At 51.8% G+C, this 12,896-nt stretch carries 11 protein-coding genes; 3 read left to right on the top strand and 8 right to left on the bottom strand.

Annotated features, from left to right (window positions below):
• Positions 1–93 precede the first annotated feature (93 nt).
• Positions 94–813 (top strand): response regulator transcription factor, encoded by a 720-nt coding sequence (locus NDA02_RS09780; RefSeq protein WP_190793613.1) that lies wholly within the window; start codon positions 94–96, stop codon positions 811–813.
• Positions 814–1,100: 287 nt separating this feature from the next.
• Here NDA02_RS09780 and NDA02_RS09785 read toward each other — a convergent pair whose 3' ends face one another.
• The 4 genes from NDA02_RS09785 to NDA02_RS09800 form a co-directional block, all read right to left on the bottom strand.
• A complete protein-coding gene (locus NDA02_RS09785; RefSeq protein ID WP_190793614.1) occupies positions 1,101–1,640 on the bottom strand; it encodes a photosystem I reaction center subunit XI in 540 nt (179 codons plus the stop codon).
• A gap of 272 nt (positions 1,641–1,912) precedes the next feature.
• Positions 1,913–4,042: an FG-GAP-like repeat-containing protein gene (locus tag NDA02_RS09790; RefSeq protein ID WP_190793615.1), complete on the bottom strand. Its 2,130-nt coding sequence runs from the start codon at positions 4,040–4,042 to the stop codon at positions 1,913–1,915.
• A gap of 184 nt (positions 4,043–4,226) precedes the next feature.
• Positions 4,227–5,309, bottom strand: coding sequence for a TIGR03032 family protein (locus NDA02_RS09795; RefSeq protein WP_348254860.1), 1,083 nt, complete (start codon positions 5,307–5,309; stop codon positions 4,227–4,229).
• Between the two features lie 39 nt (positions 5,310–5,348).
• On the bottom strand, positions 5,349–5,930 hold the full coding sequence (locus tag NDA02_RS09800; RefSeq protein ID WP_348254862.1) for a thioredoxin family protein: 582 nt from the start codon (positions 5,928–5,930) through the stop codon (positions 5,349–5,351).
• A 522-nt stretch (positions 5,931–6,452) separates the two neighbouring features.
• Between NDA02_RS09800 and NDA02_RS09805 the strand changes: the two genes are divergently transcribed.
• Together NDA02_RS09805 and NDA02_RS09810 are read left to right on the top strand one after the other, a co-directional pair.
• Positions 6,453–7,766, top strand: coding sequence for a branched-chain amino acid ABC transporter permease (locus tag NDA02_RS09805; RefSeq protein WP_190793618.1), 1,314 nt, complete (start codon positions 6,453–6,455; stop codon positions 7,764–7,766).
• A 16-nt stretch (positions 7,767–7,782) separates the two neighbouring features.
• Positions 7,783–8,562, top strand: a complete 780-nt coding sequence (locus NDA02_RS09810; protein ID WP_190793627.1) for an ABC transporter ATP-binding protein — start codon at positions 7,783–7,785, stop codon at positions 8,560–8,562.
• A 221-nt stretch (positions 8,563–8,783) separates the two neighbouring features.
• On the opposite strand, the gene NDA02_RS09815 is transcribed toward NDA02_RS09810, so the two are convergent.
• From NDA02_RS09815 to speE, 4 genes are all read right to left on the bottom strand, one after another.
• Positions 8,784–9,635: an Npun_R2479 family HD domain-containing metalloprotein gene (locus NDA02_RS09815; RefSeq protein ID WP_190793619.1), complete on the bottom strand. Its 852-nt coding sequence runs from the start codon at positions 9,633–9,635 to the stop codon at positions 8,784–8,786.
• 213 nt (positions 9,636–9,848) lie between these two features.
• Positions 9,849–10,136: a hypothetical protein gene (locus tag NDA02_RS09820; RefSeq protein WP_190793620.1), complete on the bottom strand. Its 288-nt coding sequence runs from the start codon at positions 10,134–10,136 to the stop codon at positions 9,849–9,851.
• A 19-nt stretch (positions 10,137–10,155) separates the two neighbouring features.
• Positions 10,156–11,220 (bottom strand): agmatinase family protein, encoded by a 1,065-nt coding sequence (locus tag NDA02_RS09825; RefSeq protein WP_348254864.1) that lies wholly within the window; start codon positions 11,218–11,220, stop codon positions 10,156–10,158.
• A 371-nt stretch (positions 11,221–11,591) separates the two neighbouring features.
• Positions 11,592–12,869, bottom strand: coding sequence for a polyamine aminopropyltransferase (gene speE / locus NDA02_RS09830; RefSeq protein WP_190793622.1), 1,278 nt, complete (start codon positions 12,867–12,869; stop codon positions 11,592–11,594).
• Positions 12,870–12,896: the final 27 nt, after the last annotated feature.

The raw sequence follows: 12,896 nt of genomic DNA on the forward strand, positions 1-12,896 counted from the left end.
CCTGATGGACGCAAACTCCAGTTCCATCGTCCATACTGGTGATTATTCAGATTATTCAATAGAACTTTTGACGCATCGTAACGGGTACTAGCAATGAGTGAAATTTCTGTCGCTCTGGTTGAAGATCACGATCTTACTCGTGTGGGTCTCAGAACTGCCCTTCAACGTTATGAAGGCATTCGAGTGATTGGTGAAGCAGCAAATGCCTCTCAAGGCTTAAAGCTGTTGGAAAACGCGAATCCTGACGTTGCCATTGTCGATATTGGCTTGCCCGACATGGATGGCATTGAGCTAACCCGGCAGTTCCGTCAGTTTCAAAGTGAGCATGAAGACAACGGTACAAGAGTTTTGATTCTGACCATGCATGATAGCGAAGAATCCGTTCTGGCAGCATTTGCCGCAGGAGCAGATTCTTACTGCATGAAAGACATCAGCACAGAGCGACTGGCAGAGGCTCTCAAAGCAACCTACGGCGGCAACTCCTGGATCGATCCAGCGATCGCGACGATCGTTCTTCGTCAAGTCCGGCAGGCAAGTCCGGCAGGCGGCATCAATGAGGAACTAAAGAAAGTTTCGATCGGCGCAGTCGAGCCAGAATACGAGCAAATTCTAGAAAGCTATCCACTGACGGAGCGAGAACTGGAAGTTCTGGAGCTAATTGTTGCCGGATGCAGCAACGCCGCGATCGCCGAAAAGCTCTACATCACTGTTGGAACTGTAAAAACTCACGTTCGGAATATTCTTAACAAGCTGTGTGCCGATGACCGAACTCAGGCAGCCGTGCTTGCGCTGCGATCGGGTTTGATCGGCTAGCTTGTCCATTCCATTTCCTGCTTGCGTCGAAACGGCTCCAAGCTAAAACTCCAAAAACTTGCTGACCCATAAACCTGTTCTGCAAAGGGCAGGTTCTTTTTTGGGCGTTGCTTCAATTTCTGCTGTTGCAGTAAGGATTAAAGCAGGCAGAAACGCTTAGCTTAGCGATCCGCACATACAAATTCGCTCATACAAAAAAGTAGACCTTTAACAATGCTCTGTTTCAGGTCTACCTTCATGCTGATTTGTTTTTCTAAAGCTTGTTCGGCGTGACCCGCTAAGCCAGCTTACTGTCCGAGCAGATGCAGGATATTCGAGAATACATCAATGTTAGAGACGATGCCATAGGCAAACAGCGCGCCGCCGACTCCACCGAGGAAGAAACCGCCTGCATATTCATTCCAGCCTTCGGGTTGGAAATAGTCTGCGGGGGGATTGGGGGTCGTAATCGTCGCAACCGGACGGGGAGGAATGCTGGAGGCGTAGAGGGAAATTGCCAGGGTGGAGATGACGATCAAGCCGAGCGTAGACAGCAGGGCAACGGTTCCGCCCACTTCAGTATCGCGGAGCGGGTTGAACTCATAAAAGGGTCCAACAATCCAGTAGCCGTGTGCCAGACCAACTTCTAAGCCCCGGCGAAGTGGGGACAAACCCTGACGATAGGCAGGCAGATTGTTAATGTAGGCTTTAACGAGCGGTGAGGCGTTAATTGGCGTTTCCAGGTTGCCAATCTGCGGATTGTTGGCAGCGGGGTGAACGACTTCCTGATTGCGCGGATCACGGGGACGATCTTTAGAGCGATCGATCGATTCAATTGCTTGCACCATAGTTTTCTATTGCTTGTATTTAGTGTTGGGGCTAATCATAAGGAGATTTAACGACGAAATCTTCCTTCTTAAGCGACAGAAGCAATCTACAAACATCGGCAAAAAGAGAGATTGTCTATTCGCTCAAGGATTCTCTTTCTTTTGTTCCTTCTCCGCTCAGAAAAACGATGAATCCCCCTCTCGCCAAAAACCATGGTTTTCCAGGAAAGGGGGACTGCAACAGTAACTTTTAACCGCTGCTGCGCTATGCCCCTACAGGCCTATGCTCGTACCTATGCTCGTACGGCAAAATCGCCTGTGCTGAGGTTGCGGCTTGCTAGCGTCGGTTTATCCAGCGTGGCAAACAGACCACCGCCGCCAAATCCTGCATCAGAACCGTTTGCATTGTAGTACAGGTTGCCGGTTGACCGAATGTAGGTAATCAGCGAGTCGCTGCGTTTTGCCTGCCGTAGACGCTCGACCGACTCAAACGAAACCCGCCGCCCCAGTTCAGTAAAGGTGGTGCGATCGAGAATAATTTGATCCAGATTTCGCTTAAAGTCGCGCACCCTATCCACACCCATTTCTGCCTGGTTAAAGGCTTTTCCGATGTCAAAGATAAAGGTATCTTCGCCATTGCCGCCCCGCAGAATGTCATTGCCGCTGCCGCCGACCAAATCATCTTCGCCGCTTGCACCGACCAGCGTATCGTTGCCTGCCTCGCCTAGCAGGTTGTCATCGCCCGACTGACCGTTCAGATTGTCATCGCCTGCGCCGCCGACCAGCGTATTGTTGAGGGAATTGCCGACGATGCGATCGTTACCGCTGCCGCCGATGCCGTTCTCGATCTGGTTTGCGGCGTTCAGGGTTAGCGTCAGGTTGGGGTTCACTATCTGAGCTGAGGTAATGCCTAGTTCGATCGCGATTGCCTGAGTCGAAGTCGAGAAGTCGAGCGTATCGATTCCGGCGGCGTCTGTCAGGGTATCGCTGCCCAGGGGCGTGTTTGCCGTAAAGCTATAGCTATCATTACCCTCGCCGCCATTGAGCGCATCGTTGCCTGCCCCACCGATCAAGATATCGTTGCCGCTAAGCGCATTGATCGTGTCATTGCCGCCTTTGCCGTCGAGAATATTGGCTTCGGCACTGCCGCCGATCGTGTCGTTGGCCTCTGTGCCGTTGACATTGCGATAGCCCGCGACATTGGTATTGGCAGGGGGAGTGCTGTTGAGCACCAGCGTTCCAGCAGCCAGGTCAACCGTGATCGAAGACAGCCGCTCCAGCGAAGCGTCGATCGTCTTCGTCGCATCATTTAGCGAAATCAGGCTTGTCTGGTTCAGGAAAACGGCAATGTTGTTTGTGCCAAAGGTAGCCGTTGCCAGGTCAGGTTTGCCGTCGCCATTAAAGTCGCCGATCGCCAGTCCATTCGGTTCTGATCGAGGTCCAGTCGACAGGGCGATTGGGGGGTTAAACGTACCGTCACCTCTGCCCAGCAGCACATCTAGGGCGTTAGAGCTGCTGTTTGCCGTGATCAGATCCAGCTTGCCGTCCCCATTGACATCTTGATTGGCGATCGTGTAGGGCTGAAGTGCCCCGATTCCAAGGACAACTGTTGTGGCAGGGTTGAATCCGCCTGCGCCGTTGCCCAGCAGCACCGAGACGTTATTGGAGCCGTAGTTTGCCGTCGCCACGTCCAGTTTGCCATCACCGTTAAAGTCGCCTGCGGTAAGCGAAAAGGGATCGGTTCCCGTGGCAAAGGTAACAGTTTCGCCAAACGTACCGTCGCCTCGCCCCAGCGCGATCGCGATCGCATTTGCGCCTGCGGGGGGTGGAGTGGAACCGCCTGTTGCAGCGTTTGTGGTGACCAGATCCAGCTTGCCGTCGCCGTTGAAGTCAGCCGTGATCGCTGAGGTGGGATTCACGCCGATCGCAAAGTTGTTTGGGATGCCAAAGCCGCCTGCCGGGTTGTTCAGCAGAACGGTCACTAAGTTTGAGCTAGAACCCACCGTTGCCAAATCAGAACGACGATCGCCATTAAAGTCTCCTGAGACGATCGAAATTGGTCCTGCGCCAACTGGGGTACTTCCCGCCGCCGTGAAGGTTCCGGTTCCCGTGCCCCGCAGCAGCGAAACAGTGTTACTGCCTCGATTAGCAACTGCCAGATCTAAACGCCCATCGCCATCAATGTCAGTCGCAGTCAGGGCGTAAGGGTCAGATCCAACTATGAAAGAACTGGCGGGACCGAATGTGCCTGACGCTGTGCCCAGCAGCACCGAAACGCTGTTCGAATTGCTATTTGTCACCGCCAGGTCTAGTCTGCCGTCACCGTTAAAGTCGCCTGTCACCACATCGAGCGGCTGTGTACCAACGGGAGAATTTGCGGCACCGTTAAATTGAAGCGGAAAAGGATTTGTGCCAATAGCCATAATACTTTACTCCTCAAACGTGATGAAGTGAAAATAAGGACGAGCTTTAACAAAAGTCGCAGCTCGGTCTTAACATTTTGAAAAACGAATCCTGAAGAATCGTAGACAGTTAGAGAAACTGGTTCTTAGTTATCCGGGGACTAAAGTGCGGATATCAATTTGAAGAACCATGAGGAAGAAAAATTTAAGGTTGAGTGAATAGAGGGGTAAGAGGTTCTAACGTCAAAATTTGAGCAATTTCGTCGGTTTGTAATCCTAACGCCATCGATCGCCTCACCTGGGGCAAAAGTTGAACGTCATAGAGTTCTGTTACGACGCCTTCGAGCTTCAGCCAATGAGCAATTTCGCCGCTTTGTAGATCGATTGCCAGAACGCCACAGCTTGCTTGTAACTGGTTGCGAGTGAGCTGTTCATCTAACGCCAATCCAGAAAATGTGCGATCTCCCCTAGCTTTAGACAAGCCTACCAGCGCAAAGTTCCCGAAAAATGTTAAGCCTCGTAAATATCCGGGGCAAAAGGCGATCGGCTCAAACTTCCCGGTCTGGAGATCCACCAAGCCAAACTCGCCCGTGCCTGACTGAAGTAACCAAAGTTTTCCTCGATAGCAGCGCGGCGAATGGGGCATTGATAGCCCAGTGCAGAGAATTTCACTGGTCCGCAAATCAATCACGCAGCCCCCGTTCTGGCGATCGTTGCGCCATCCTTCTGCAAGAGCCGACTGGCTGCAAGCAGTTGCATAGCCCGGCATTCCGTCTTCTGCTAACGCCAACCCGTTTAAGTGACAGCGATCTTCATTCATCACCTGAGAGATAAACGGCGGCTTCCAGAGCGGCACACAGCTATGGCGGGAACTGACCGTGGCGATGCAGTTTAGTAAGGTACTGACAAACAAGATTCGCCCAGTGCGATCGACCACGACATCATGAATATCCAGATCGCCCGTCGTGTAGGCAATGCGCGGCACAAATAGGCGATCGTAGCCGTTGTAAACCTGTCCCGGCTGCAACACATTATCAAACTGCCAGAGCTGATAGCGAGAGCTAAGATAAAGCCGCTCAGAGCCAACCGCAAATAGCCCCATCGCCCGCTCAAATAACCGCTCAAACCCGGAAACACCTCCGTTCGGATTTTGCCCGATCAGCAGCAGTCGAGAACTCTGGTAAGTGGTAATTGCCAGACTGAAATTTTGCTCTCTGAGCCAATCGGCAAAGCTGCGCGAAGCGAGAATCTGAACGGGTAAAGCTTGCGGCTTCGGTGAATCAGGCATTTCAAGGGTTGGGGCGATCGACGGATCAAAAACAAAACACTAGCCAAAATAAGCAGGGGCATTTCCCGGCTTCCATTTGATATTGCAGCCAATGCTTGGCTTTTGCTCAGAAGCGATCGGCTGTTGTGCCAGCACTGCCTCGATCGCCCCTCGTAAATCTTTCCCGGTTACAGGTAAACCATTGCTGGGGCGGCTGTCATCGAGCTGTCCGCGATACACAAGCTGACGATTGGCATCAAACAAAAAGAAGTCGGGTGTACAGGCGGCGGTATAGGCTTGCGCGACTTCCTGCGTTTCGTCATAGCAGAATGGAAAAGTGAAGCCCAGTTCGACTGCCATTTGCTGGAGGCGATCGGGCGCATCGTCAGCATAGCTTGCCGCATCGTTTGCGCTGATTGCCACAATGCCTAAGGGAGAATTGGCGTAGTCCTGCCCCAGTTTTGCCAGCTCGGTTTGAATATGCTTCACAAACGGGCAGTGGCGACAGATAAACATAACCAGCAGTGCGTCTTTACCCTGAACGGTATCGAGGCTAGTCATTTCGCCTGATACGACATTGGGCAAAGCAAAGGCGGGGGCGGCTGTGCCAAGGGCAAGCATGGTGGATGCAGTGAGTGCCATAAAGAGTCCTTTTGCTAATTCCTGCTTTCGGGTGAATTGTGAAGGGAAACCAGCTTTGTTACAGTCCACTACAACGATACGCAACGGTTCAGACAACTTCCAATAATTTGCTTTAAAATCAGGATTTTTAGATGGCTATTTCTTTGTTGAAAACCGCTGGAGAAGTGTCAGAGATTCTACGTTTCCCCCTAAATCCCTCAATTTTAGAGAACTTTGAATCTCAAAACTGAGAGGGTGGATTTCTTCCAAAATTGGGAAGTGAGAGGCAATATAAGGAATTAGTCTGAACTTAAAAACTTGCAATTTAGTTCGAGTGTTTCATCGATCGAAGAGATGTTGAAAGAGCTATCCCTGCAACTTCAACCGCCCGCTAGTCTCCTAATTCTAGGGGAACTTAGACCTCCTTCAGACTCCAAAGTCTCCCAAAGTTAACCCCTTGAGGAGGCGTGTAGAACCTCTAATACTTTTCGAGCAACCCCTCCGGGGGAATTCCTTCGCACCGCGAGCCTGCCATTTTTACCTATGCAAGGATTTATTGTTTCCCTGATTATTTTCGCTGCCGTTTTTGCCGTTTTCAGCTTAGGGCTGAATTTGCAGTGGGGCTATACCGGACTAATTAACTTTGGTCACGTTGCCTTTATGACGATCGGTGCTTATACGACTGTGCTGCTGACGCTTCAGGGTGTGCCGCTCTGGGTGGCAACGCTAGCGGGTGCGGCAATAGCAGCTTTACTGGGACTATTAATCGGCTTTTCGACGCTGAGGCTTCGAACGGATTATTTGGCAATTGTGACGATCGGTGTCTCTGAGTTAATCCGGCTGGTTGCGGTGAATGAAGACTGGCTGACGCGGGGCACCTTTGGGATTCAGCGGTTTGCCCTGCCGCTTGCCGGAGTTAATCCGAGTTTGCCTGTGCGGGTGCTGATGGTCGCGGTTTTTGGCGGCGTGATTGCGCTGAGCTACTGGCAGGGCTGGAAGTGGCTACGGCAGCAGCTTAAGTCGATCCCGCAGTCTGCGCTGGTGAATACGTCGATCGCTGCTCTGGGCTATGTGACGTCGCTGGCTCTCCTGCTGTATGGAAGCGGCATCATTGCCCGTCAGCTCAAATTCTCGAACGCTTTGCCGCCGATCATCCTGGGAATTGGGCTGTTGGTCGGTCTGGCTGCAATCATCGCTCTTTATGTCTGGCTGGCAAAGAAAATGTCCGATCGCTTTCCTGCCTGGACGAGCGGTTTGACGATTGTGATGACGGGTATTCTTGCAGGGTTGGGCCTCTGGGCATCGAGCTATGCGATTCGATCGCTTTATGACTACAGCAGCAATCCCCCGAAGAATGGGCTGATGTTTGTGTCGGTGCTGATTGTAGCGTTGCTTTACTGGGCACTGGAGCGGCTAGCGCGATCGCCCTGGGGCAGAATTTTGAAGGCGATTCGGGAAGACGAGGAAGTTGCCAAGGCACTGGGCAAAAATGTGTTCTGGTATAAGCTGCAATCCCTGATGATTGGGGGAGCGATCGCTGGAATTTCTGGGGCGATGTATGCCTGGCAGCTAACAACGGTGTATCCCGATAACTTTCAGCCGATCGTTACCTTCAACGCCTGGACAATGGTGGTGCTAGGCGGGGCAGGCAGCAATGCAGGCGCAATCCTAGGTGCGGCAATCTTCTGGGCATATCAGACGGTGACGCGCTTTATTTTGGAAGACATTGTGCCGCTGGACGATGCCCGGCTGGGCGCATTTCGGGTGATGCTGATCGGGCTACTGCTGATGGTGCTGATGATTTGGCGACCGCAAGGCATTTTGGGCAAAAAGGAGGAACTTACCCTTGGTCGATAATTTTTCGGAGCGATCGATGGGGCGATCGGCAACGGCTTTTGCGCCCCTACTAGCTGCAAACGGGCTCTCGAAAAGCTTTGGCGGTATTCATGCGGTGGATAATGCGTCGATCGACGTGCTTCCCGGCAGTATCACGGGGCTGATTGGTCCGAATGGAGCGGGCAAAACAACGCTGTTTAACCTGCTGTCAAATTTCATTCGTCCTGATCAGGGGCAGGTCATTTTTGACGGTTCTCCGATTCATCAGCTCCCGTCCCACAAGATTGCTCAGCAAGGGCTGGTTCGCACTTTTCAGGTTGCCCGTGTGCTGTCTCGCCTGTCGGTGATGGAAAATATGCTGTTGGCAGCCCAGCAGCAAACCGGGGAGAATTTCTGGAACGTCTGGCTGCGACCGGGGCAAACCGCAAAAGAAGAGCGACAGCAGCGGGAATATGCCAGCGAAATTCTCGCCTCGGTGGGTCTATCGCATATGGCGCAGTCCTATGCTGGGTCACTTTCAGGCGGACAGCGTAAACTCCTGGAAATTGCCCGTGCAATGATGGTGCGCCCCAAAATGATTTTGCTGGACGAGCCTGCTGCCGGAGTCAATCCGACGCTGATCAACCAAATCTGCGACTACATCCGCTACTGGAATCAGCAGGGCATGACTTTTCTAGTGATCGAACACAATATGGACATGATTATGTCGCTGTGCGATCGAGTCTGGGTGCTTGCCGAAGGACGCAATCTTGCCGAAGGAACGCCCGCCGATATTCAGCGCGACCCCAAGGTGCTGGAAGCCTATCTAGGGCAGTAGAAGACGAGAGTGCCACCCGTCCTAAAGCATTACGCTTGCGAGGAAACGCGAACTCTGCTCTCAAAGTCTCCCTTTTTATTACCGGGAGAGATTTAGGGGAATCTCAACCCCTTGAGACCTCTACCAAAAAGCTTCTCAGCCATCCGCTTCGATCGGTAGGTAGCGATCGCTTCGCAGTTTCCTAACGGGGCAATCGCCCTACTCACCGTTCCGCAATCTGCCTACGCTTCGCTGAGTTCCGGCTCTACGGGCTCGTGTTCCACCACAAACACATTCGAGTAGAGATTGGCGATAATCTGCTTACCCTGCTGGGTTAATTCCAGATAGCGTAAGCCATCCTTCACATAGGGATAAACACCATTCCAGTAAAACTTGGGATAGTTTTTTCGCAGGTCACCCGGATGCCGATAGCCGAGGGATTTATTCACCCCGGTTTCCTCGAATTCATAGAACAGGGCACTAATTTTTTTCAGGTAGCGCGGGTCGCTGAGTTGCCCGATCAGGTCTGAAGCGCGAATTAATCCTGGATAGTTGAGGGTGTCCTGATGGTCTTCGGCTTTGGGTACTGGGAAGCGCGTCAGTTCAATATTTCGCTTCACTCGCTCGGCATCGATCAGGCTATGTCCACCAAACCGCTCATCGACGAATAGTTTGGCGCGATCGACATGGTAGGGAGTCAGCCCTGCATCCGAGGAACCAGGAGGTAAATGCACCATTTCCCCATCTTTTCCGGTTGCGTACCAGCCTTCTTGATCCTGCCGACACACGCCTTTCACATAGCCAATGTCGTGGCAGACCAGCGAGATAACGAAGTGCAGCCAGTCCTCGCAAGACACGCCGCCTTCACGAATGTGCCGCCCCCGCAAAATCTCCTGCCCGACCAGCGTGACTAGAATCGTATGCTCAACATTGTGGTAAAGCGCGTCGCTGTTGGCAATGTTCTCTAATGCCATTGCCCCAACCCAGCCAATGATGTCTTCGTAGTCGTGCTTCCAACCGCCATAGGTGCGGCGATAGCCTTCCTTCAACTGGGAGACAAAGTGATCAATCAGCAGTTCTGTGGCGTTAAACATGGAAGTTTCTTGGCGTGGGAAGCAGGGAAAACAGGATTTGCAGAACAAGATAAGCGAACACTGACCACCGAGCAAATGGCTGCTTTGGATGTTGCTTTAGTATGCCCAAAGGAAGGGTGCCGATCGCAGCTATAGTTACCCTATCGCATCTAAAAACAAAGAGATGTGAGCTGATGCAACAGTTTTACCTTGATTTTTCCTAAACAGAATCCATCACAAAATGTCCTGCACCATTTGAATCAGGCGATCGAGATGCTGCTCACAAAAGGCTTCTGCTTGGGGCAGAGGAATTCCGCGCTCGATCGCGTAGGTTTCGAAGGCGTTGTAGATCATTGCCTCTGCGATTTCATGCTCTTCCTGTCCCACTGCCCAGCGATACTCGATGCAGCCGCGAATGATCTGCTCCACAAGCTGCCGCTCGTACCGTAAATCGGCAATCAGCTGATCAGCGATTCCTTCGGAGTTGTGCTCTGTGCCAAACGACTGATCAGAATCCATCAAGAATTTATCTCAGAACTGCTCAATACGGCTGCTGCGACTGAATCATTGCGCTGATAATGCGATACAGCACCCTTGCGCCCACGTTTCCATTCCATTCGCTAGTGCCAGGAGCAACTTCGCACAGATCAAAGCCAATGACCTGCTTGCCCGATCGCGCTAATTGCTTTAGCAAATAGGTAATTTCAGAAAATTGCAGTCCGCCCGGAACCGGAGTGCCTGTGTGGGGACAGAGCGACGGGTCGAGTCCATCGATATCAAAGCTGACATAGACTGTATCGGACAAATTCGAGAGAATGTCTTCGCAGATCAAATGCCAGGTTTGTCCCGTAAACAGCCGCTCTTTTAGCGTCCAGTCGTAAAAGGGAACAATGCGATCGGCTGAATTTTGGATGCGATCGGCTTCCATGGGAGAAAGATCGCGAATGCCCACCTGCACCAGTCGGCTGATTTGGGGCAGCTTTAGCGCATTGTCCATGATCGATGCATGGGAATATTCAAAGCCTTCATAGGCCACTCGCAAATCCGCATGGGCATCGATGTGCAAAATGCTGTACTCGTCGTAAATTTTTGCCAACGCTTGCATCAAGCCCAGCGGCGAACTGTGATCGCCACCCAGCACTCCCACTTTTTTGCCGGACATGAGCAGCTTGGTTGCTTCTGTTTCCAGCCAGGAGTTTAAGTCGATCGAAGCTTGATTAATTTCATTGATCAAATCCGTCCAGGCTTCCGGCGATTCGCCTTGTTCTAGGGCAGCAATATAGTCTGTGGCTTTGGTGCGAAGGGCATCGTTGCGATCGAGCCACTGGGCAGACACTTCCTGAGCCGCCACGCCCACTTCCCAGATCCGAATTCCTTCCGGGTCATGCAGGTCAAGCTGGGTCGAGGCATCAATCACTGCCGCAGGTCCGCGTGCGGTTCCCGCTCCATAGGAAACGGTGACTTCCCACGGCACCGGCACAACTACCACTTTTGCCGTTTCGGTCGTATAGGGCAAGCCAAAAATATTTGCCGTTTTGCTGCCCACTCCGTTGGGATCATAGCCAGCAAGCAATGTTTCAGAATCCGCAGAAGCAAAGTTGACCATAGGACGTTATGAGTAGGATAGTTACTGCCCACCGATTGTTTTACCGCAGCAGACAACTTTGTTGAATGTTGAATTTGCGTTGAATCGCATCGAATTGTGTGTGATTCGTAGGATGGGTAAACGAATTGTTGTGAGAGGATTGTTTGAAACGTCGTAGCTGCGACCCGCCTCCAGCTCTCGAATGCTGGGAAACCGAATTAACTTTATGACTCTCAAAGTCCCTTATTCGTGGGAGATTTAGGGACAATGCAGGACACCTGCGACTCCTCAAACCTCCTCCTACTACAGCGTTCAAGGTGTAACCCAGATTCAATCATTGATATCGCGGCTACACCCAACCCACCCTACGGTTGATTCATCTTTGGAATTCGCTACACCAGCAGTTCCCGCACAAAGTTCGGCAGGGCAAAGGCAGCAGAATGCACCATTTCATTGTAATATCTCAGCCGATGATGCTCTGAGAACTGGTGCGCTCGTTCGGTGTCAAACGATTTCAACGGATGGGCACTCCCTTTCGAGGCATAGGCAAAGCTCCACATTCCAGTCGGATAAGTGGGAATGTATGCCAGATAGGAATGCACCTGACCCGCGCCAAAAATATCGCGATGACACTGAAACACGGACTGAAACACCGCAGCGTTAAACATCGGCGATTCGCTTTGTGCCACCAAAATACCATCGTTGGTCAGGCAGCGATGTACCTGATGATAGAATTCCGCGTTGAATAAGCCTTCCGCAGGCCCAACCGGGTCGGTAGAATCAACGATGATCAGGTCAAAGCGGCGATCGTCGCAGTTCTTGACATACTCAATTCCGTCTGCAACGTGAATTTTGAGCTTCGGATGGTCAAGGGCAGAGGAGATTGTCGGCAGATATTGCCGGGAAGAATCAATTACGTCTTCGTCGATTTCGACCAGGACGACTTCTTCCAGGTTTTCGTGCCGCAGCAGTTCACGCACCGTGCCGCCATCGCCGCCGCCAATCACCAGTGCCCGCTTGGGATCGGGGTGGGTCAGCATCGGCACATGGGCAATCATTTCGTGGTAAACAAACTCATCCTTTTCGGTACACATAATCATGTCGTCCAGGATGAGCGTATTGCCAAACTTGTAGGTCTGGTAGATTTTGATGTCTTGATAAGGCGACTTTTTGCGATACAGCAAATCGCCAGAATGTCGCAAAGAAAAAGCACAGTCTTCACTGCGCTCTGTCAACCAAACATTACGGTTGTAGTGGGGCGCGATCGGAATAGGAGCAGGGGTGAGTGGAGTAGTCGGAACTTTCTGCTGTTCCTGAAGCAAACGGTAGGAACCGCGCCACATTTCGGTTGCAGAGCCGTATTCTGCCTCAAACGCTTCCTTGAGCAAATGATAAGCCGTCCAGGTATCAACACTGTCGCCGCAGGTAAAGAGGTCAAGCGATGCAAAGCCGTATTCAGGCCAAGTGTGAATTGCCAGATGGCTTTCCTGAATCACTACCACTCCCGACACACCAAACGGCTGAAAATGATGAAAGGTAGAGTTAAGAACCGTTGCGCCTGATTCTTTCGCTGCGTCGATCATACTCTGCTCAATGTGCATTACATCGTTGAGTTTTTCGGCGGCACAGCGGTAAAGCTCAATCACAAGATGTCTACCCAGTGCTTCCATTTATCACCTTCCTTGGGAAAAGCTAAA

The sequence above is a fragment of the Leptolyngbya sp. ST-U4 genome (assembly GCF_039962215.1).
Taxonomy (GTDB): Bacteria; Cyanobacteriota; Cyanobacteriia; order Elainellales; family Elainellaceae; genus Leptolyngbya_A.